Origin of the sequence: Geodermatophilus chilensis, assembly GCF_002802985.1 — a bacterium.
Lineage (GTDB): Bacteria > Actinomycetota > Actinomycetes > Mycobacteriales > Geodermatophilaceae > Geodermatophilus > Geodermatophilus chilensis.
This window is the reverse complement of the sequence record NZ_NVPT01000060.1, coordinates 1-21,756: the sequence shown is the minus strand read 5'-3', so window position 1 is coordinate 21,756 and position 21,756 is coordinate 1. Positions and strand designations below refer to the sequence as shown.

Sequence of the window (21,756 nt, the reverse complement as noted above, 5' to 3'; positions counted from 1 at the left end):
CCGGTCGCGGCGGATACGCATTCGCTGCGCTACCGCGGCTCCTCCGGCGGGCCGAGGCTCGTTGTGTCCGATCCCGACCGATCCGGGGAGCACACGATGAGCACCGGTACGCAGACCATGGCGACCGACACCAGGTCCGTCGTCCTCGAGTGGACGCGAGCCATGGACCGGCACGACCCCGACGCGTTCACCACTTTCATGGACGAGAACTGCGTCTTCACCAACACCGGTACCGGGGAGCGCCTCGTCGGCCGGGAGGCGGTGCGCCAGGACCTGATCGGCCTGCTCGAGCGGTGGACCGACCTCCGCATCGAGGTGGTCAATCTCCTCGTCGCTGGTGACTCCTACGCCAAGGAGTGGGTCATGACCGGTGTGCACACCGGTGACCTGCCCGGGCTGCCCGCCACGGGCCGCCCCTTCCGCATTCTCGGCGCGGGGGTCGGCCGGCTGCGGGACGGGAAGATCTTCGAAGTCACGGAGTACTGGAACCTGGCCGACTTCCTGGGCCAGGTCGGGGCCATCCCGCCTCTGGGGTGAGTGTCGCGGCTCGACGTATCGCGGATGACCGCAAGGCGACCTGCCGGTGACCCCAGAGAAGGACGAACCCCCACGGTCGGGACCGTGGGGGTCGACTCGGTGTCCGAGGGGCGACACGCCACATGCGCACACGCCTGCGGGCGTTGCCGTGACGAGTGGACCGACCCTCGGCTCAGACCTCAGCGGGCCGGTCAATCCGTGCCGTTCCGGTCGATCCGAGCACCTGCTCGGGCAACAACCCTGACTCGATCAGTTCGTTCAGCTCCCGGCTGGCGGCCGCCGCGGCGAGCGTCTTCACCTGTCGCGCGCGCAGTGTGGCGGCGTCCGGTCGGGAGTGGGCGTCGAGCTCGTCCAACTCGGCGATGGCCCGCTGTTCCCACTCGGCGAAGGTCCGCCGAGCGTCTTCGACGGTCTCCTGCCGGATCGAGGGCAGTTGACCGAAGACGTCGAGCGCGTCGGACGTGCGTCGCGCGGCGAGCCGGCGGGCGGTGGCCTCCGCGTACGCCAGTTCGCTCGGATCACTGCCCGCGGGCTCGGGCAGCAGGCCGATCAGCCGCCGACTGACCTGCTCCCCGCGGCGGGAGCGGGACCGGCGGGTGGTCCCCAGCCGGTGGTCCTTGCCTCGAAGGGAGAGATCGTCGATCTCGTCGTCCACCTCGTGCAGCAGCGTGCGGGTGACCGCAGGTGGCAGCAGGCCCTCGTCACCGAGCATCTGGTACGTGCGGCGCTCGACGTGCAGACCGCGGCCTACCACGATGCGGTACTCCTCCTCCTCATCGACATCCAGGTCAGCCACGTCCTGCCGTGCCGCCCTACCCGTCTCCGCGAGCTCGGCGCTCGTCTGCGGATCGGCGGCCAGCCCCAGGTCGGTCATCCCCTTCTGCGCCGCCTCGGTAGCCGACACCCGTGCTATCGCCACCAGGTAGCGGTCGGCGAGGGTCGGTGTCGTGAGGCCCAGGCGGGAGACGAGCCAGCGGATCGTGGTGGCGTTGAGCAGCAGCGTGGCGAGTACGACGCCACCGGTCAGAGCGACGAGGAGCCCCCGCTCGGCCAGTTCCTCGGGCAGCGCGAGGGCGAGCGCAAGTGCGACCCCGCCGCGGAGCCCGCCCCAGATCAGCACCGCCTCGTTGCGCCAGCCCAGCCGCGGGATGTGGGCCAGCCGCTCGAGCAACCACACCACCGGGACGACGGCAAGGGCACGGGCGATCAGCACGACGGCGGCCGCCAGGGCGATCGGACCGAGATGGTCCAGCAGTGCCCTCGGGCCGATCACCAGGCCGATCAGCAGGAAGAGCAGCGCGTTGGCGACGTAGTCCAGCGCTTCCCACGTCTGCTCCCACATCTCCCGCACCTCGGCCGATGCGCGGCTCGGAGCGAACCCGGACAGCACCATTCCGGCCGCCGCGGTCGCCATGACCCCGGAGAACCCGAGGACGGCATCGGCGAGGACGAAGGAGCCGTAGGCGATGGCCAGTGAGAGGCCGGCGGCCGGCAGCCGGCCCAGCCAGGGCAGCGCCAGGGAAGCGGCGAGGCCCAGGACGATCCCGAACCCGGCCCCGCCACCGAAAACGACGACGAACTCCAGGACCCCGGCGCCGACGCTCACCGGTCCGCCGAGTGCCGCGTCGAGGAGGACGGCGAAGAGGACGATCGCAACGCCGTCGTTGAGCAGGCTCTCCCCCTCGACCAGGGTCAACAGCCGGCGCGGCACACCCACCTCGCGGAACACGGCGACGACTGCGACGGGATCGGTAGCGGAGATCAACGCACCGAAGAGGAACGCCACCACCAGCGCCGTGCCGAGCGCCCAGTGCAGGGTGACGCCCACCAGCACCGCGGACACGAGGAAGGCCGGGACGGCCAGTGCGAGGATCGCGCCCAGGTTGCGGACGAAGGCGCGCAGATCGACACCCAGCGCAGCGGCGAAGACCAGCACCGGCAGGAACAGGAACACCACCACCTCCTCGAAGGCTTCGCCCTCAAGGCGCGCGATCTCCGGGGCGAGGCCCGCCGCGGAGGCCAGGAAGCCGACGACGACCAGGATGACGCTGAGCGGGATCTCGACTCGTCGAGCGACCAGTCCCAGCACCACGGCCAGCGCGAGAAGTACGGACGTCTCGAGCAGCAGACGTGGTAGTTCCACCGGTGCTCCTCCGCCTCATCGACGAGGACGGCACGCGTCGGGCAGACCGTGCCACCACGCTGTCCGCGCGGCATCTCGGAGTCTTCCCTGACTCGGAGCTGACGCGGCCATCATGCGGTCCTCATCGGCCGAGCCCTGCAGGGGACGGGCACCCATGCCCTCGCGGGCGAGCGCGACCCCTTGGTGCATCCCGGGCGGGGGCGGGAACGGCCGCCCGCCCCGGCCGGAGACGACCGTGTCGGTCGAGACCACCGGGCCAGGGCCGGGGACCGTGCGGGAGGCAGTCTCGTCCCCATCACCGGGGTGATCCGCCGCATGGGCACTCACCCATCTCGATGTCGTCCCTCTCGGGGGGGACCGAGTCCCCTTCTCGGGACGCCGCCCTCTGTCACAGGTCAGCCCTGTCGATCCTTCCGCGGTTCCTCCGTCTCCTGGAGGACTGCCGGCTCTGCGGCGAGGGCGGGGCCCGATCGTCGTGTCTCGGCCCGAGCGAACGCGTGGGCGATCGGCACGTCGGTCGACGAGTGCGCCAGGATCGAAGCGAAGATCACCAGTGCGACCAGGTGGAACATCTCGTCCCCCCTGGTGACCCCGGCCTCGAGGATGAGCAGCCCGTACACCACGGATGCGAAACCCTTCGGTCCGAACCAGGCGGCGACGGCCTGCTCGGGCAACGGCAAGCGGCTGCGAAGCAGGGACAAGAAGATCGCGATCGGGCGCGCGAGCACGAGTGCCAGCACGGCGAAGAGGTAGCCGCTGAGGGGGATCTCACCCAGGAAGGCCGGTGAGATCAGAGCGCCGAAGACAAGAATGGCGGCCAGCTTCAGCAACTCGGTCACCAGCTCATCGAATTCGGCGAACGAGTGCTCCACATCCGGGGCGAGCGTCGCCACCGTGATGCCGGCGGTGAATGCCGCGAGGAAGAGATTGGCGTGCGTCACGCTCGCGATCCCGAGCACCATCAATCCGATCGACAGGCCGCCCAGCGAGGCGTACAGCGGCGTCGCCGACGTGTACCGGCTGCGGATCAGCAGCACCGCGAGCGCCGGGACGAAGACTCCCAGCGCCACGCCGAGGGCGAGTTCGGTGGCCAGCGACGTCAGCGAGACGTCGTCCTGTTCCAGCACGGACAGGAGCACCAGCACCACCGGGAGGGCCAGGCCGTCGTTGAGGCCGCTCTCGACGTTGAGCAGTGAGCGCAGTCGGCCGGGCACCTCTTCCCGGCCGACAATCGCGGAGGCGAAGACCGGGTCGGTCGGAGCGAGGACAGCTCCCACGAGCATGGACTCGAGCCACGGCAGTCCGGCGACGTAGTGGGCCAGGACGGCGGTGACGCCGAAGGTCAACGGCATTCCGAGCACGAGGGCCCGGACGGGAAGACGCCAGGCACGGCGCAGGTCGGAGAAGCCCACCCGCATCCCGTCCGTGTACAGGACCGAGAACAGGGCCAGTTCGGCGAGGCCCACGACGATGTCGTCATCGGGCCGCAGGTCGACCACTCCGGTGACACCACCGCCGAGGACGAACCCGGCGAGGAACAGCACGGCGGTGGAGAGAACCGTCCGGTGCGCCAGGCCGGACAGCAGGACACCGGCGAACAGGACGATGGCGAAGGCCAGCAGAAGGTGCACCCCGCCGGTCTACCCGTATTGCGCGCTGCCTGTGCCGTAGCCGGGAGGGACGAGGCGGGATGCCGGACCGGACGGCGGACCCGGCCCACGCCGCCACCTTGGCCGAACTTCAGAATCGGTGTCGAGGGGCGAATCGGTACATGACCAGCGGCTTGGGCTGGGGCCGCGTCAGGATGGGGTCGCCAGGCTGTCCACCAGCTCCGCCCGGGAATTCACGCCGAGTTTGATGTAGACGTGTCGCAGGTGGTACTCGACGGTCTTCGGACTCAGGAAGAGAGCCGCCGCCGTCTCCCGGGTGGTCCGTCCCTCGGCGAGCATCCGCGCGATCTGCACTTCCTGGGGAGTGAGGTCGCGGAGGGCGCTGGCGCCCCGCCGGTGCGCGATCTCGCCGGTGGCCCGCAGCTCACCGGCTGCCTGATCCGCCCAGGGCACCGCGCCAAGGGCCTCGAACGTGGTGAGCGCGGCGCGGAGGGGAACACGAGCATCGGCACGGCGGCGGGCCCGGCGCAGCCTCGCGCCGTGGTCGAGGTGCGTCCGTGCCCGCTCGAAGACGTCGAGTGTCCGCGCGTTGTGAGCGAGGGCGAGACCGAACTGCTCGTCGATCGCCGAGTCCGGACACAGCAGGGCCGAGGCCCGGGCAGAGCGCGCGAGTGCCCACGGCTGGCCCTTGGCAGTCGCGCGTGCCGCATAGGAGTCCGCCATTTCCCGGGCCTCGTCACGCCGGTCCAGGCGGACGAGGGCGTCGACCAGCTCCGGGGCGGGGGAGAGGTCGACGTCGTACACGCCGAGGTCGTCGAGGAGCAGGGCGAGGTGCTGGAACCGGCCGACCGCCTGATCCAGCCGGCCCCTGGCGAGGTCCAGGTCGCCGTGTGCGAACAGCGACCAGACCTGGAACAGCTGCAGGTGCCGCGAGGTGCAGATGCGGAGCGCCTCGTCGGCGTGCTCCCGGCACTCTGTGTCGCGACCCTGCCGGGCCTGCAGCCAGGCCAGTCCGGCGAGGCACGCCGCGAGGTCGGAGGTGTGACCCGCCTCCCGAGCCAGCGCAATGCCCTCGGTGTAGCTCACCTCCGCGAGGTCCCAGCGGTCCCGGGTGGCCTGATCCCGCGCGACCTGGAACAGCAGGAACGGCAGGCCGCCGACGTCGCTGCGGCGCCGGAGATCCTCCACGACCGTCTGGACCAGCTCCCTGCCGGTCGTGCTCTCGCGGAGGAAGAGCGGGCCCAGGACCAGCCAGGGTGCAAGGCTCGGATCACCGAGCAGCGGACCGCCGGGCACGACCTGTCGGACGGCGCGGCGGAGGCGCTCCGGACCACCGTGGCCGGTGAGCACGCCGGCCATTCCGCACGCCATGTCGCCCACCCACCGCGCCGCCTCGGTGTCGGCGCGCCGGACGAGCTCGTCGATGCGGCGGGACGCGTCGACGATGGTGGCGGCGTCCCCCAGGAAGAAGCAGGCCAGGACCGCGTCGCCCAGCATCCTGATCGCCGTGTCGGGATCCGCGTCGGCGCTCTCGGCTCCCGCCGCCATCAGGACGTCGCGCCCGGTCTCGGCGGCCCCGGTACGGGCGGAGATGGTCCCACGGAGCGCCGCAGCCCTGGCCCGGAGCGCGGGAGGCTGGCGCAGTTCCGCCGCCCGCGCCAGCAGCCCGCTCGCCTCGTCGCCCATGCCTGCGCGCCAGGCGGCCTCGGCCGCGGCGACGAGCCGGTGGACGCGTTGGTCGGGGTCGGGAGTCAGGCGTGCCGCGCGGTCGAAGGTGGCCGCGGCGACGGCGTGCGCGCCGCGGTCGCGCGCCCGTGACGCCGCGGACTCCAGCATTCGCGCGGTGTCCTCGTCCCGACCCAGCGCCGCCTCCCCGAGATGCCAGGTCGACCGGTCCACGTCGTCCCGAGCGAGCGCCTCGGCGAGCGCGCGATGGACCGCGCGACGAGTGGCCGGTGGGGCCTCGGAGTAGACCGCGGAGCGCACCAGGTTGTGCCGGAAGGCGACCCCGCCGGCGACGAGGGTGAGCAGTCCGGCGTCTTCGGCCTCCTCCAGCGCCTCGATGGGGACGCCGAGGGTCTGGCACGCCCGGCCGATCGGACCCAGATCGCTGCCGCCGGTCGCGGCCACCAGCAGCGCGGCTCGCGCCGGCTCGGAGAGCCGGTCGGCCCGGCGCGCAAAGGCGCGGGCCAGGGACGCGGGCACGGGGAGCGGAGCCGACGGTGGGAGCGCGTCCAGAGCGGTGGCGTCGTCCGAGAGCTCCAGCAGGGCCAGGGGGTTGCCGCCGGTGGCCTCGTACAGGCGGGCGGCGGCTCCCGCGCCGAGCCGGCGACCGGTCGCGGTGACGAGCTCCGACGCATCGGTGGGGGAGAGACCCCCGACCGGAAGGACCGGGAGACCGGCCTCGGTCAGCGGACCCGGCACACCGGGCCGCACGGCCGCCAGCAGCACCACCGGATCGACCGTCAGCCGTCGGGCCGCAAAGGTGAGCGCCTGCGCGGAGGGCCGGTCGAGCAGGTGCGCGTCGTCGACCAGCACGGCCACCGGCTGGTCCTCGGCGAAACGGCTGAGCAGGCTCAGCGTGGCCGCGCCGACGGCGAACCGGTCGACACCGATGCCCGGGCGCAGGGCCAGGGCCGAGCCGAGCGCCTCGGCCTGCGGGGGCGGGATCCGGTCGAGGTGGGCCAGCGCCGGCCGCAGCACCTGCAGCAGCCCACCGAAGGACACCTCGATCTCGGGCTCGGTGCCGGTCGCCCGCAGCAGGTGCAGGCCCGTGGCGGATGCCGCGGCATCGTCGAGCAGGGCCGTCTTGCCGATCCCGGCCTCGCCGGAGAGGACGAGCGCCGCCCCGGCGCCCACCCGCGCCGCGGCCAGCAGGGCCTGGATGCGGCGGCGCTCGCGATCGCGACCGACCAGCATCCGCCGAGTCTAGGGACGGATCAGGGGGGTCTCCTGATGCGACGGCGGCGTCTGAGCGACGACGGTCGGGAGCATCCGAACCGACCCTGCAGAAGGACTCGTCATGAGCACCATCCAGCAGCCCCCCGTCCCCGACCAGATCCCGCCCCGGCCGATCGACCCCGACAAGCTCATGGCCTTCGTCTTCCGGGCCGTGGACGAGGTCGGTGCGACCCTCAACACCGCGCTCGTGGTAATGGGCGACGCCTTGGGCTACTACCGCGCGCTCGCCGACGGCCGGCCGACCACGCCGTCGGAGCTGGCCGAGCGGACGGCCACCAGCGAGCACTACGCCCGGGAGTGGTTGAGCGCCCAGGCGGCCGGAGGCTACGTCGAGTACGACCCGCCGACCCGCCAGTACACCCTGCCCGCCGAGCACGCCGCGGCCCTCGTCGACGAGACGAGCCCGGGCTACCTGCCCGGCTTCTTCCAACTCGCCCACGGGACCGTGCGCGACGCCACGGGGGTGCTCGACGCCGCGCGGGACGGGAACGGGGTCGGCTGGCACGCGCACAACAGCGACGTGCACGTCGGGTGCGAGCGGTTCTTCCGCACGATGTACAACGCGCACCTGATCGACGAGTGGCTGCCCGCACTGGAGGGCGTCGTCGGGAAGCTGGAGCGGGGTGCCTCGGTGGCCGACGTCGGCTGCGGGCACGGGGCCTCCACCATCCTCATGGCCCGGTCCTTCCCGCGGTCGACGTTCATCGGCTCCGACTACCACGCGGGGTCCATCGAAATCGCCCGCGCACGGGCGGCCGCGGCCGGAGTGCAGGACCGGGTCCGCTTCGAGGTCGCCCCTGCCGGGAGCTTCTCCGGCAGCGGCAGCGACCGGGGCTTCGACCTGGTGACGATGTTCGACTGCCTGCACGACATGGGCGATCCGGTGGGGGCGGCGCGCCACGTGCGGGAGACGATCGCGGACGACGGCACCTGGATGGTCGTGGAGCCGATGGCGGGGGACCGGGTGGAGGACAACCTCAACCCGGTGGGTCGCGCCTACTACGGCTTCTCCACTCTGCTGTGCACCCCGGCGTCGCTGTCCCAGGAGGTCGGCCTGGCGCTGGGCACGCAGGCCGGGCCGGCCCGCATCCGGGACGTCTCCACCGCGGCGGGCTTCGGCCGCTTCCGGGCAGCGGCGAACACCCCGTTCAACAACGTCCTCGAAGTCCGTCCGTGACGGTGGCCGATCGGCTTCTCGACGCGGGTCCCGAGCAGCAGACTGCCGTCGTGGGGCATGCACCCAGCCGGGCCCGGGACCCCGACGTCCAGGGCGTCGTTGAGCGGGACGGCGTCCGGCTGGCCTACGAGGTGTTCGGGGAGGGGCACCGGCCCACGGTGCTGCTGATGCCGACCTGGGCGATCGTGCCGTCGCGGTTCTGGAAGGCGCAGGTCGGCTACCTGGCGCGGCACTACCGGGTGGTGGTCTTCGACGGCCGCGGCAGCGGTCGTTCCGACCGCCCGGTCGGGGCCCGGGCCTACGCCGACGTGGAGTACGCACGGGACGCGGTGGCCGTGCTCGACGCCACCGGCACCGACCGGGCCGTGTTCGTGTCGCTGTCCTGCGGGGCCTCGTGGTCGGTGCACGTGGCGGCGCACCATCCTGACCGAGTCCTCGGCCTCTTCGCCATCTCGCCGTCCTGCGGGTTCCCGATCCCGCATCACCCCCGGGACCGGGCCCCGTGGGCGGACCGGCTGGAGACGCAGGCGGGCTGGGCGATGTACAACCGGCACTTCTGGCTCGAGGGCGACTACGCAGCCTTCCTGGAGTTCTTCTTCGGGCAGATGTACAGCGAGCCGCACTCCAGCAAGCAGATCGAGGACGCCATCGCCTGGGGCCACGAGACGACCCCGGAGACCCTGGTCGACACGACGGCCGGCAGGCTGGGGTGCGACGGCGCGGTGATGGAACCGCTGGAGCCGCTCTGCCGACGCGTGCGGTGCCCAGTCACCGTGGTGCACGGCACCGACGACCGGGTGCGGAACTCCACCGTAGGCGAACGGCTGGCCGAGCTGACCGGTGGTTCGCTGGTGCTCCTGGAGGGCGCCGGGCACGGCCCCCCGGCCCGGGATCCCGTCCGGGTCAACCACCTGATTGCTGCGTTCGTCGACCGGCTGTGCCCCCGCACCGCGCGGACGACGTGGGTGCGTGCGGCCCGGCGTCGGCGCCGGGCGCTGTACCTCTCCTCACCGATCGGGCTCGGCCACGCTCTTCGCGACGTGGCCATCGCCGGCGAGCTCCGCGCCCGTCACCCCGACCTGGAGATCGACTGGCTGGCCCAGCACCCGGTCAGCCGTGTGCTCGCCGAAAAAGGCGAACGCGTGCATCCGGCCTCGGCCTGGCTGGCGAACGAGTCCGGGCACATCGAGCACGAGTCGGGCGAGCACGACCTGCACGCCTTCCAGGCGATCCGGGGGATGGACGAAATCCTCGTGAACAACTTCATGGCCTTCGCCGACGTTGTCCGCGACGGTGATTACGACCTGGTCGTGGGGGACGAGGCATGGGACGTTGACTACTTCCTGCACGAGAACCCCGAACTCAAGCGGTTCCCCTTCGCCTGGATGACCGACTTCGTCGGCTGGCTGCCCATGCCGGAGGGCGGCCGGCGTGAGGTGGAGCTGACCGCCGACTACAACGCCGAGATGATCGAGCAGCGGGCCCGCTACCGGCAGGTGCGGGACCGCTCGATCTTCGTGGGCAACGCCGAGGACATCGTGGGCGACGACTTCGGGCCGGGCCTGCCGTCGATCCGTGAGTGGACGACGGCGAACTTCGACTTCGCCGGGTACGTGACGGGCTTCGATCCGGCCGCGCTGCGCGGGACGGAGGAGCTGCGGCGCGGGCTGGGGGTCGGTGCCGACGAGAAGCTGTGCCTGGTGACCGTCGGCGGGTCGGGTGTCGGTAGCTCGCTGCTGCACCGCGTGCTGGACGCCGTCCCGCCGGCCCGTCGCCTGATGCCCGAGCTGCGCTTCGTGGTCGTCACCGGGCCGCGCATCGACCCGGCGTCACTGCCCCGCCGGGCGGGCGTCCGGGTGCTGGGCTACCTGCCCGACCTCTACCACCACCTGGCCGCCTGCGACGTCGCCGTCGTCCAGGGTGGACTGACGACCTGCATGGAGCTGACCGCGCTCCGCAAGCCCTTCCTCTACGTGCCGCTGCGCCGGCACTTCGAGCAGAACTTCCACGTCCGGAAGCGTCTGGACCGCTACGAGGCGGGGCGTTGCCTTGCCTATCACCAGGCCGCGGACGCCGACGTGCTGGCGGGGGCCATCGTCGCAGAAGTCGCCCACGACGTCGCCTACCGGCCGGTCGAGACCGACGGTGCCGTCCGGGCCGCCGATCTGCTGGCCGAGCTCCTCTGACCTTGGCCGTGGAACGACGTCGCGACTCGCATGTGAACGGTGTCCCGCGACATCGCAGTGAGTGTCCGAGGGGCGACACGCTACATACGCACACGGCTGGGGGCCGTCTGACACCGGCCCTGTTCGTCGCCAGGAAGGCGCCGATAAGAGCCCCCGCCAGTAGGCAGAGCTGCGGCGTTCGGCGTGGTTGAGCGTGGAGGGCAGGCACGAGGGCCACGCTCGCGAAGGTGCTAACGCTCCGTGAGCTGTGGACCGCTCGTGCCTGCCGTCCCATCCTGCATCCTTGACCCGCTGCGCGAGCAGTTCCTCGCGCTGCTGCCGCCGCACGTCGATGAGCATCCGCTGGGCTGTCACCGACCCCGCATCGACGATGCGGTGGTCTTCGACAAGCTCGTCGAGGCGCTGGTCTTCGGCGCCGGATACGAGCGGATCGGCGACGCCGCCTGCTCGGCCACGACTATGCGCCGCCGCCGGGACGAGTGGATCCGGCTGGGCATCTTCGATGCTCTGCGGCTGGCCGCCCTCGACGCCTACGACAGGATGGTCGGCCTGGACCTGGCCGACGTGGCGGTGGACGGCTGCACGACCAAGGCCCCCTGCGGCGGGCAGTGCGCTGGTCGCAGCCCGGTGGACCGCGGCAAGGGCGGCATGAAGCGGTCCCAGCTGTCCGACGGCGCCGGCGTGCCGATGGTCACGGTGTCCGCGCCGGCCAACACCGTCGATCACGTCCTCCTGCCGGAGACGTTGGACGCGCTCAAGGACTTCGCCCCCTGCCGGCCGAGGTGACCGTGCACCTGGACGCCGGCTACGACTACCGGCCCTGCCGAGAAGCACTCGACGAGCGCGGCCTGCTCGGCGAGATCGCCTCCCGCGGCGCACCCGCGCCGATCCAGGTCGGCAAGCGGTGGGTGGTGGAGCGGGCCAACTCCTGGCTCAACGACTTCGGCAGACTCCGCCGCTGCACCGAACGCCGCAAAGACTGTGTCGACGCCTACCTGGCCCTGGCCGCGGCCATCGTCACCGTCCGTGCTCTACGGCGGGCCGCCTGGTACCTCTACCGCTGGAACACCCGGCCAAGATCACCGCGGATCCGTTGACCTACTGGCGGGAGCTCTAAGGGGAAGTGCCCAGGCTGGGAGTGGTCGAAGCGGGTAGCCGCGCCGAGCACTCGGGGCCCAGGCAGTCTGCCCGGTCAGCGGGCCGCGGCTCGGCGGTCAGCGGTCGGCCAGGTGGGCGCTGAGGACGTCGTCCATCACTCGCTCCTCGTGAACGACCGCGCGGTGCTCGTCGAACGCGATGGCCAGGGCCGGATCCCACGGTGTCGTGGGCGCGGCCGCGGAGTCACGGGGCAGTTCCACCCCGGCGGCCGAGGCGTTGGCAAGCGCATCGAGGTAATCAGCGGCGGACATGCGGAACGGTTGACATCCGGCGTCCCGGGCGCGGCCCGTCATCGCCAGGCCGGGCGCGTCGAAATCACCGTGGTAGCGCAGCTGCGCTCCGCATGACCGGAGCTGCGCGATGGTCAGGCTTGGGGCCGTGGTCGGGTTGCCGTTGGTGCAGAGCACCGCAGCCGCGAGGCGGCGTTGTGCCGCGACCTCCACGAGCCGCGGGTTCTCCACCACCAGCACCGGCGTCCCGGGCGCGACGGTCAGCGGGGACGCTCGAAGTGCGAGCACCGACAGCTGCATCGGCAGTTCGGCCGCCGTCATCGTCCGCACCGCGTCGGCGACTCCACCTGCTCCGAGTACCGGCAGGGCCCAGGTCAGCACGGGGGCCGACACGAGGTCCAGCGGCAGGCCGGCGCGTTCCCACACGCTGCGCTCGTCGCCCGGGCCGTCGCGGGTGGCCAAGGACCGGGTGACCAGGGTGGCCAGCCGGGTGGAGGTGTCCAGCGCGTGCGCGTCACCGAACAGTTGCGCCGCGACCTCGGTGCGGCTGCGGCCTGAGCCGGCGGAGGCGAGCACCTGCCCGAGCCGCAGGACGGCCGTGGTGACCTCCTGCGCGGTGGAACTGGCGAACAGCCCGTCGGTCCAGGCGGCGTCGCGCCAGGCGCTCACCCACGCTGCATCGCCAAGGTGAACCACGGTCGCAGCGTCCAGCGCGGCTCGCCGCTGCTGCCTGGCGTCCCATCGGGCCAGCGCGGACTCCCGCCGGCCGGTGGGTGCGTGTCCGAGTGTCGCCAGAGCGTCGACGAAGGTGGCGCCGGTGAGGCGCTCCACGCCGGCCGCGACGGCATCAAGTGCGACCGTGCGGCGAGTGGGCGAGATCCGGCTCTCGACCAGGATTCCGAGCCGTCGGCGTCCCTCGGGCGTGAGGTCGGGCAGTGTTAACCGGCCTCGCCAACCCAGGCCGTTGCGGTCAAGGGCGGCAGCCACGGACCGCCACATCGGTTGCAGCGCCGGGTCGGCCAGGAAGGTGTTCACAGCAGGCTCTGCTGTCCCCAGTCGCCGTCCGTATCGGCCATGGCGACGATGGGCGCGAACCGGGCCGCGACCGGGCGGGGGCGCACCCGCCCGCCGAGTTCGACGCTGACGACGGCCATCGCCGTCAGCAGCCCGACGGCCTCGCCGCGCAGGTCGTCCGGATCCACGTCCTTGCGCCAGAAGCGACCGTACCGGTCCAGCAGGTCACGTAGTTCGCCGTCCAGGACGGCAGTGTCGGCGCCGTCGCGGTGGCTGGTGGTAAGCACGTCCAGGAGCAGCAGTGCGGCGTGGGCGGTGGTGCCGCCGGCCGGGAAGGTGATGTCGGTGCAGCCGCCGTCGATGTCGATAGCGGCGGCACCCTCGGCCCGGGCTTCGATGACCAGCCCGAACATCTCCTCGAGGTAGCGGGACTCCTCACCGAAGCGGCGGCGCAGCTCGGCCCAGTCCTCCGGCGCGACGTCGTCGGCGTGCAGCACGGGGTCCTCCACCAACCGGCGGCGCAGCGCTGCCCGTCCGGTGTCCTCACCCCCGGCGCGGTCGAGCAGCTCATCCGCCGATCGCGCGTCCACCAGCGCAGGCGCCGGCAGCAGCGCCATCCGGTCGTTGCGGACCTCGAGCAGGGCATCGGCGTCTGCATCGGACTCATAGCCGGTGACCGAGCGGTCGAGCTCACGCACGATGCCGTGTTCGACCAGCCACCGTAGGGCGGTGACGAGGGCACGGCGCTCACTCGTGGCGCCGTCGAGGGTGATGCCGGCGTCGGCGGCGGCGGAGCGGACCTGCAGCACCAGATCGCGCAGGCTGATCCGGTCCGGCCCCGCCGCCGTAGCGGCCAGCACGAGCGCGAGCACGGTGTACTCGCGCGCGGTGAACGGACGCTGCGTAAGGGTGCGCAGCGGTCGGTCGACCGGCAGGTGCCCGGACTTGACCAGCCGCGCGGTGTCGGTGCCGACCACGAGCCGGTAGCCCAGGCGCTGGGTGAACCAGCGGTCGAGCTGCTCGGCGTGGCGGCGGATGAGCAGGAACAGCGGTCGATCGGCCTCGGCGGTGCGCCACGGGCGGGTCAGCAGCGCCCGCGCCGCGCCGGTCAGCTCACCGGCGCGCTGCGGATCGTCGTCCATCACTCCTCCTGTGCGGCGCTGATCGACAAGGTCAGGTCCATCAATCGCAAGGCTCCGACGGGTGTGTACACGGTGGTGGACTCGCCCGGACGACGCTCGACGACGCAGCGCAGGCCGTCTACCTCGGTCTCGCCCTTGACGCGTCCGGGACCCATCGCCGCCAACGCCGGACCGAGCAGTCGCTGCAGCACGGCGAGCGCACGCTCGGGCAGCACGACCCCGTCGGCCAAGGCTCCGTCGGGACCGGCGGCGGCCAGCAGTTCCGACCGGACAGCCGCGGCGCGTTCCTCGTCGGCGCGGCGGCGGGCCAGCAGGTGTCCGCGCTGCAGCGACCGGTCCTGCACCTGGCCGGAGCGCCCGCGGTTGGTGGTGTCGCCGCGCTCGCGCAGGCTCACCGGCACGTGAGCGGGAGGGGCGTCCCACCAGGAGGTGGTGACCGCGACGGGATCGGTGTCGTCGCCCGCAGCCGCACCGAGGTGGCGGCAGGCGAACAGGCCGAACGCAGCCGCGGCGAGCCGGGGGAGCTCGGACGGGTTGGTACGGCCGGCGTCGTCGAAGAACGTCGCCAGGCTCAGGTAGTCGGCCCGCCGTGACAATCCGCCCACGCCTGACCGGGACAGCCGCATGAGGTTCTGGGTCAGCGTGCGCACGGCGTTGACCGCGTCGCGGCCCAGCGTTGCCACGCGGCTGGGCGCGCTGGGACGGCTTCGGAACCAGGCCGAGAGATTCTCCCAGTCACCGGCCGTGCTGCCGTGCTCGGGACGGACCCGCACCCCGTCCAGCCCGGCGTCGGCCACCCGGGCGGCCAGCCCGTCCCGCGCCCGCGCGACCAGCACCGGGATGCGTGGTGTGAGCGCGTCGAGCAACGCGGAAATGGGCCGGGCGCGGCGCTCCAGCGACTCCAGGCGCTCGCCGACATACCCGACCAACACCTCGGAGAAGAACGCGAACTCGGCCTCGTCGAGGTCGAACCGCGACTGCCACTGGTTGATCGCCGCGAAGAACTGGGTGATCTCGGCGGAGAAGGCGCGATGCGGGTCGAACACGGCGCGGACGGCATCAGCGAGCGCGGCGGGTTCGGCATTCTCGGCGTCGAGCGCGAGCAGCGCTTCGAGGGCGGCGGCGAGCGCGTCTAGCCGGCCGAGCGAGACGTCGCGGACGTCGTCGACCTGCGTCAGCACTCCCTCGACGAGCTCGTGCACCTCCTGCCCAACCCGGGTGATGAGGTAGCGGTTGCGCCGCCGGTAGTAGTCGGCGACGCTGCTGACCTGCCCGACGGACGCCGACACCTCCAGGTTGCCCCAGCCGCGCAAGCTCTCCAACCTCGCGGCGACCGTTTCTGCCGGCAGCTCGACGCCGGCGTCGGCGAGGCGGGAGGCGACGTCATCGGGGGTCAGCTCGGCGAAGAAGGTCCCCGCGAAGACGCCGAGGATCACCCGGTAGTCGGGGCTCTCGGTGACGTAGTTGAAGACGTCGGTGCGATTCACGACGCCGCCAGCTCCGTGCGGTGCCGCCCGTCCCAGTAGTAGTGCACCAGGGCGATGGTGCGCAGATCGGGATCGCGGAGCACCTCGGTGATCGCCAGCTCGGGCACGCTGGCGTGGGTACCGAACAGCCGCTCGCTGGTGACGACGAAGTCGAGATCGAGGCTCACCAGCAGCCCGAACAGTCGTGCATGATTGTCCTCCGACACCTTCGCGAAGGCGTCGTCGAGCAGGATCAGCCGCGGTGCGCCGACGCCCTGCGGGTCGTGTGCGGCCGCCGACGCGGCCGCAGCCGCTGCCATCGGCAGGTAGGTGACCAGCTTCTTCTCGCCCTCGGACAGCCGCGTGCGCCGGCTGAGCACTTCGTCACTGCGGCCCGGGCGGCGCAGGTAGATCTTGAGTTCGTGCCAGCTGCGGTAGTCGAGCACGCCGCCGATGACATCGCGGTAGGAGGCGTCCGGGTCGGCGGCGCGGGCTTCTTCGACGAGCCCGGCGACGGCTGTCCGGACCGATGCGTCCTCCTCGGCGGTGCGCGCGTCGGGGTCCTTTGCAAGAAGCCGCAGCGCGGTGGCGGTGGCCGGGTCGAGGTCGCTGCGCGTGCGCCAGTCCAGTCGTACGCCGATGCCCTGGCTGGTGGTGATCTCGCCGAGGATTGCGTTCATGCTGTCGACCAGTTCGCGGGCATCGAACAGCGCCGCCGCGACCTCGTGCGCGATGCGGCCGTGCAGGAGGTTGCGCAAGGCCTGGTCCTGTTGCGCGGTGAGCAGGCCCTGAGCCCGTCGCAGGTCGGAGGCCACCTGCAGGGTGGCGTCGAGCAGTGCACGACGGCCGTAGGGGCCCGACACCTCGACCGCCACCGGCGCGCCGTCGGATCCGCGGCGGGCTTCGGCGTCCCAGCCGGCGCCCAGGGAGTCGCGGATGGCGCGCAGCGAGCGATCCAGTGCGTCCTCGTCGACGTCGCGCTCCGGACTGGGCACGCCGTCGCGGACGGCCGCCACCAGTCGGGCGGCACCATCGACGGTGTCGCCGTCGGCAGGCAACTCTGGTGGCTCCCCAGCGGCTGCCGTCGGGAGCAGTCCCGGGGTGGCCGCCACCTTCAGCAGTGCCGCCCGAACGGCGCGGCACCCTCGTTCGGCGTCGGCGGCCGACTGCTCGGCGGCGCCGGCGTCCGCGCGGGCCGTGGCGGCGGCAGCGACGGCGATGGTGTGGGACCCGCGGGCGGCGTCGAGGTCGACGGCGAGGCCGTCGCGGCGGGCGGTGGTCTCCTCGACCTGGACGGCGACGCGTTCGGGCTCTTCGCCGAGCGCGGCCTCGGCGGTGGTGAGTTCGGTTCGGGCCGCGGTGCTGATCGCCGCCGCGGAGTCGGCTAGCTCTGCAGCCTCGCGCACCTGCTCCGCCTCGTGCTGCCAGTCGGCGATGGCTCCGGCCCAGTCGGCCTGTGAGCGGCGGGTGGTGGCGATGTGGTCGGGAAGCAACCGCAGCACCGCCGCCGAATCCTCGACGGCCGCGGCCGTGGCCTTCAGCAGGGCGGCGTCCAGGGAGAGTCCGGCCTCGGCGGCCGCTGTCTGCGCGCGTGCCCAGGCCTGTTCGGCCGCAGCGGATGCGGTGGTTGCTGCCGTCCGCAGCGTCATGGCCCGCTCGGCAGCCCGCTGCGCGTCTCGCACGGCGCCCGCGGCGGCGGCGTCGTCGTCGTCGACGGCTGTGGTGGGCGGTACGGCGGCGGCGATCTCCCGGAGGTCCGTACGGAAGATGGTGAGTGCGGTGTGGATGGCGCGCTCGGTCTCGTGCCGCTGTGCCAGCTCGATCAGCTGGGCCCCGAGCACCGCGATCCGCTGCTCTCGCGCGGCCGCCCGCGCCCCGGCACCGATGTGCTCGGCGGTGGCCTTCGCGTGTCGGCCGCGCAGCGGGCCGGACCCGAACCGGCCGTCGTCGGCCACCCACAGCGCGGCCGTGGAACCGGCTCCGATCCCGATGTGGGCGAGCACTCGCGAGACGGTGGCGGCGTCGATGCCGGCGTCGTCGGGCACGGCCGGGACGAGCAGCGATGCCAGGTTCGGGGTCACGGGCGGGCCGGCCGCCGCCAGCAGCTCCCCGGACCCGGTGACGACGGAGCCGTCGGCTCGCACGGCTGCGGTGAGCAGTCCGGCGGCTTCGCACGCCGCCTCGATTCCCGCCCGGCGTCCGTCGTCCAGGCCTGGGGAGAAGTCGACGAGCGAGGCGAACAGTGCGGGGTCGGCCGGTTCGGCACCCTGCCACCGAGCGCGGGGGAGAGGCAGCTCCTCGGCGCCGCGGACCTCGGCCAGTTCGGACCTCAGCCGTGCGACGTCGGCGGCCGCGCGTTCCACCCGCAGGGCCGCGACGCCCAGGACTGGGTCGAGCGCGGAGTCGGTCTTGGCCGCGGCCCTACCGGCTTCGGCGACCCGAACGCGGGCGAGCTCGCGCAGGTCCGCACCACCCGGATCCGGCCGGGGCGGAACGGGCAGCCAGCCGGCTGACCCGCCGGGTTCGGCCGGTGGCACGGCCGCAGCATGGGCGGCGAGCCGATTCGCCCAGGTCAGAACGGCTTCCCGGTGCCGCTCCGCGGACTGTTCGGCGGTCGCTCGGGCCTCGGCGGCGACCTCCCGCTCCTGCGCGGCCGTTTTGTCGGCGTCGTCCGCCCGGCCGAGCGCCGCGGTGGCGGCGGCGTCTGCGGCCTCGGCGCGACCCAGCATCGCCGTCACATCGGTGACCTGCTGGCGGCGGACCCGTACGGCGTCGGCAGCGGGGCCGACGTCCACGCCGGCCAGAGCATCGCCGTCGGGTCCTTCCACGTCATCGCCGAGGTCCTGCGTCCGCAGCACCGGCGGATCGGGCAGCGAGAGCCGGACGGTAGCGGCGCGAGCGTGCCGGTCGGCTTGCCGAATCCCTTCCGCGACGCGGGCCAGATCGCCGTCGAGCCGGCTGCGGTCCGCCGTGACCCGGCCGACCGCCTGCCGCACGCGGTCCTCCGCAGTCGCCCTCTGCTCCGCCAGCGTGCGGGCGTGGGACTCAAGACTGGTGACGTGGTCGCGGCGGGCGAGCAGCGCCTGCAGGTCGCGGTAAGCCGGGGAGGCGATGAGGCCCGCCAGTGCCGCCGCTGCTTCGCCGTGCTCGCGGCCCAGCCGGGTGACCTCACCGTGGATTCGTCGCTCGTCGGCCTCGGCCATCTCCGCGGCGGTGCGCAGTCTGCCCCGGCGCTGCAGCGCCGAGCGTGCCGAACCCACGGCGTCTGCGGTCCGATCGGCCGCGGCCAGAAGGACACGTCGGGCGTAATGCCGGTAGGTGTCGAGCACGCTGGCCAGCGCGCGGTGGGTCTGCGTCAGGGCTGTGACGTTGTGGCGGTGCCCCTCGAGATCCTCCAGGGGCTGGGCGGCGTCGGCGACGGCGGCCTCGGGAACCGGCGGCAATGCCTCCTGCAACCGGCGGGGAAGGTCGGCGTCGATCCGGTCACCGACCCGCGGATTGCGCACCTGGTGGAGCAGCGCGAGGTAGCCGGACGGGTCGGCGCCGCCGAAGAACCGGTGGGAGATTTCCTCGCGGTAGTCGGCGGGCGTGGTGAAGACGGCGTCGGTGCCCAGCCCGGCGCGCAGTGCGTCGATGGCCAGAGGAATCCGGTGTGCTGTCAGCGAGAAGTCGATGCCCGGCCGCAGCGGCGTCGAGAACCACCAGGGCGTGACCCGATCGGTGCTGCGGTTGGCGCGGATGCCGCAACCGACGGTGTGGTGCCGCACGCCCCCTGGCGCATCCGGGTCGGCGCGGGCGAACTCGATCCACAGGTAGCCGGTGCGCTGCGTCTCGTCCGTGTCGGCGAGCATCCACGACCGCAGCACCCCGGTCTGCTCGCCCGCCGCGTCGATCTTCCGGGTGTCGGCCTCGAGCAGGAACGGCAGCAGCATGTTCATCGCCGTAGACTTGCCGGAGCCGTTGACGCCACGCAGCAGCAGGCGACCGCCCGCGAAGTGCAGGGTCTCGTCCTCGTACTGATAGACGTTCAGGATCCCGGCACGGGAAGGGCGCCACCGTGGCGCGGTCGTCGACGTCACGTTCCCTCCTTCGCGCTCGGTCGTAGGTTGCCGGAGGCTACCGACAGTTCCGGCGCGGCCGACCTCACCGGCGTTGACGAGGGAGCGCCACGGGCTGCTCGGCACGTTGATGGCCATGCTCGTCACATCCTCGTCGCGTCTCGTCGAGCCCCGCCGCCATCGATGCGGTCCACGGCCTGCCGATCGCGACGCCGAAGTGGCTGAACTGCTCGACCTGGCCCAGTCATATGCGGACGGCGGCCAGCTCCCCCCTCGGGTCATCGGCGGACGTACGGCCCTTCCGCCGTTCAACGCCCATCAATCTTCAGCTGCGGGACAAGTTTTCGACTCGCCCCTGCTTATACTGCAGCCAGTCCTCGTATATACGCCCGGAAAGGGTCCCGCCGGTGACGAAGCGCTTGATCGACCTCGACGACGAATTGCTGGCTTCGGCGCAACGCGAGCTCAACACCACCGGGGTTTCGGACACCGTCCGCGCCGCGTTGCAACAGGCGGCGAGCGCGGCCGCCCGTGCGCGGCAGGTGACGTGGCTGCGCGAGGGCGGGCTGGAGACCATGGCGGATTCCACCAAGCGAGCTGACGTGTGGCGGTGATCGCGCGGTTCCTCATCGACACCAGCGCGGCGGCCCGGATGCGGCTGGTTGCCGTCGCGGACAGGTTGGAGCCACTCATCAGCGGCGGCCTGGTGGCCACCTGCGCCACCCTGGATGCCGAGGCGCTCTACAGCGCCCGCAGCCCGGCGGAGTACGAGCAGGTGCGCGCCGACCGCCGCGGGGCGTACGAATACCTGCCCACCGATGACGGACACTGGCTGGGTGCGTTCGACGCGCAGCGCGTCTTGGCTCGCACTGGGCGGCACCGAGCGGTAGGCATCGCCGACCTGTTGACCGCCGTGCTGGCAGCTGAGCACGGAATGACGGTCCTGCACTACGACGGCGACTTCGAGATCGCTGCCGAGGTACTCGCCTTCGAGCACCGGTGGGTCGTGCCACGAGGAACCGCGTAGTAGCACCCACCAAGAGGTGTGCATGAGCTGGTGTCCGAGGGGCGACACGGTACATACGCACACGCCTGCGGGGTGCCGGGCATGCCCCACTTCGGTCGACCAGGACTAGGTTGTGATGCGGCCTGCTTCGTAGGCCCACATGGCGATCTCGACCCGGTTGCGGGCGTCGAGTTTGCGCATGAGGGCGGCGATGTGGGCCTTGACGGTGCTGAGACTGATGTACAGCTGGTCGGCGATCTCGCCATTGGTGGACCCGCGTGCGACGGCGAGCAACACCTCCTTCTCCCTCGCGGTAAGCGGCTCGACGGGCTGCGGTAGCCGCGGACTGCGGTGGGACTTGGCAAAGGCCGCGAGGAGCCTGGCAGTGATGTTGGGGGCGATCAGGGCGTCGCCGCGAGCCGCCGCGTGAATCGCCTGGGTGAGCAGTTCGGGGCCGGCGTCTTTGAGCAGGAAGCCGCGGGCGCCCGCCTTCAACGCCCCGTAGACATACTCGTCCAAGTCGAAGGTCGTGATGACAACGACGGGGAGCGGGTGTGTCACGTCGGGTCCGGCCAGCTGGCGGGTGGCCTCGATCCCATCGACCTCGGGCATGCGGATGTCGAGCAGGCATACGTCGGGCCGAAGCGTACGAGCTAGGGCAACCGCTTCCTGTCCGTCGGCGGCTTCGCCAACGACGGTGATGCCGGGCTGGGCGTCGAGGATCATGACGAGCCCGGTTCGCACGATGTCCTGATCGTCGGCGACGAGCACGCGGACGGTCGTGCCTGGGCGAGAAACACTGGCGCTAGTCGAGTCACCCATGCATCGAGACCACTCGGGGGAGGACGACGTCAACGGTCCAGCCGCCGGCGGCGTCGGGTCCGGCGCGCAAGGTGCCGCCGAGCAGGGTCGCGCGCTCGGCCATGCCCACAAGGCCGTAGCCCGCAGCCGTGGGGCCGGTCGCACTAGCCCGGGGCTTTCACGGCAGGGCGGCGGGACCGGGTGTTGATCAACTGAAAGGTGCTCCTGACCAGCAAGGATGTGTCTTGTCTAGGGACATATCCGAAG

13 protein-coding genes and 1 pseudogene are annotated in these 21,756 nt (G+C 72.1%); 6 read left to right on the top strand and 8 right to left on the bottom strand.

The window, feature by feature from the left end:
• Positions 1-96: 96 nt before the first annotated feature.
• Positions 97-537, top strand: coding sequence for an ester cyclase (locus CNO22_RS12025; RefSeq protein ID WP_157936915.1), 441 nt, complete (start codon positions 97-99; stop codon positions 535-537).
• Positions 538-709: 172 nt separating this feature from the next.
• On the opposite strand, the gene CNO22_RS12020 is transcribed toward CNO22_RS12025, so the two are convergent.
• The 3 genes from CNO22_RS12020 to CNO22_RS12010 all read right to left on the bottom strand — a co-directional run bounded on the left by CNO22_RS12020 (position 710) and on the right by CNO22_RS12010 (position 7,209).
• Positions 710-2,680 carry a cation:proton antiporter gene (locus tag CNO22_RS12020; RefSeq protein WP_100499599.1) on the bottom strand — a complete coding sequence of 657 codons (1,971 nt, stop codon included), beginning with the start codon at positions 2,678-2,680 and terminating at the stop codon, positions 710-712.
• 395 nt (positions 2,681-3,075) lie between these two features.
• Positions 3,076-4,311, bottom strand: coding sequence for a cation:proton antiporter (locus tag CNO22_RS12015; RefSeq protein ID WP_100499598.1), 1,236 nt, complete (start codon positions 4,309-4,311; stop codon positions 3,076-3,078).
• Between the two features lie 168 nt (positions 4,312-4,479).
• On the bottom strand, positions 4,480-7,209 hold the full coding sequence (locus tag CNO22_RS12010; protein WP_100499597.1) for an ATP-binding protein: 2,730 nt from the start codon (positions 7,207-7,209) through the stop codon (positions 4,480-4,482).
• Positions 7,210-7,312: 103 nt separating this feature from the next.
• Here CNO22_RS12010 and CNO22_RS12005 point away from each other — a divergent pair, with 103 nt between their 5' ends.
• From CNO22_RS12005 to CNO22_RS11995, 3 genes and pseudogenes are all read left to right on the top strand, one after another.
• On the top strand, positions 7,313-8,428 hold the full coding sequence (locus CNO22_RS12005) for a class I SAM-dependent methyltransferase (protein ID WP_100499596.1): 1,116 nt from the start codon (positions 7,313-7,315) through the stop codon (positions 8,426-8,428).
• A gap of 50 nt (positions 8,429-8,478) precedes the next feature.
• Positions 8,479-10,614: an alpha/beta hydrolase gene (locus tag CNO22_RS12000; RefSeq protein ID WP_100499607.1), complete on the top strand. Its 2,136-nt coding sequence runs from the start codon at positions 8,479-8,481 to the stop codon at positions 10,612-10,614.
• A 258-nt stretch (positions 10,615-10,872) separates the two neighbouring features.
• Positions 10,873-11,711 (top strand): annotated as a pseudogene (locus CNO22_RS11995) (IS5 family transposase).
• A 117-nt stretch (positions 11,712-11,828) separates the two neighbouring features.
• On the opposite strand, the gene CNO22_RS11990 reads toward CNO22_RS11995, so the two are convergent.
• From CNO22_RS11990 to CNO22_RS11975, 4 genes are read right to left on the bottom strand one after another with little or no spacing between them, the layout of a single operon-like run.
• Positions 11,829-13,001: a DUF2399 domain-containing protein gene (locus CNO22_RS11990; RefSeq protein WP_100499606.1), complete on the bottom strand. Its 1,173-nt coding sequence runs from the start codon at positions 12,999-13,001 to the stop codon at positions 11,829-11,831.
• A 32-nt stretch (positions 13,002-13,033) separates the two neighbouring features.
• Complete coding sequence (locus CNO22_RS11985) at positions 13,034-14,158, bottom strand: TIGR02678 family protein (protein WP_100499595.1); 1,125 nt, start codon at positions 14,156-14,158, stop codon at positions 13,034-13,036.
• Positions 14,158-15,645 (bottom strand): TIGR02677 family protein, encoded by a 1,488-nt coding sequence (locus CNO22_RS11980; protein ID WP_100499594.1) that lies wholly within the window; start codon positions 15,643-15,645, stop codon positions 14,158-14,160. The genes CNO22_RS11985 and CNO22_RS11980 overlap by 1 nt, the downstream gene beginning before the upstream one ends.
• Positions 15,642-19,703, bottom strand: coding sequence for a TIGR02680 family protein (locus CNO22_RS11975; RefSeq protein ID WP_157936914.1), 4,062 nt, complete (start codon positions 19,701-19,703; stop codon positions 15,642-15,644). Before CNO22_RS11975 ends, CNO22_RS11980 begins: the two co-directional genes overlap by 4 nt.
• Before the next feature lie 386 nt (positions 19,704-20,089).
• Here CNO22_RS11975 and CNO22_RS11970 point away from each other — a divergent pair, with 386 nt between their 5' ends.
• Positions 20,090-20,296 carry a DUF2191 domain-containing protein gene (locus CNO22_RS11970; RefSeq protein WP_100499592.1) on the top strand — a complete coding sequence of 69 codons (207 nt, stop codon included), beginning with the start codon at positions 20,090-20,092 and terminating at the stop codon, positions 20,294-20,296.
• On the top strand, positions 20,293-20,709 hold the full coding sequence (locus CNO22_RS11965) for a PIN domain-containing protein (protein WP_198588271.1): 417 nt from the start codon (positions 20,293-20,295) through the stop codon (positions 20,707-20,709). The genes CNO22_RS11970 and CNO22_RS11965 overlap by 4 nt, the downstream gene beginning before the upstream one ends.
• A gap of 105 nt (positions 20,710-20,814) precedes the next feature.
• Here CNO22_RS11965 and CNO22_RS11960 read toward each other — a convergent pair whose 3' ends face one another.
• Positions 20,815-21,459: a response regulator gene (locus CNO22_RS11960; protein WP_232806981.1), complete on the bottom strand. Its 645-nt coding sequence runs from the start codon at positions 21,457-21,459 to the stop codon at positions 20,815-20,817.
• Between the last annotated feature and the right edge of the window lie 297 nt (positions 21,460-21,756).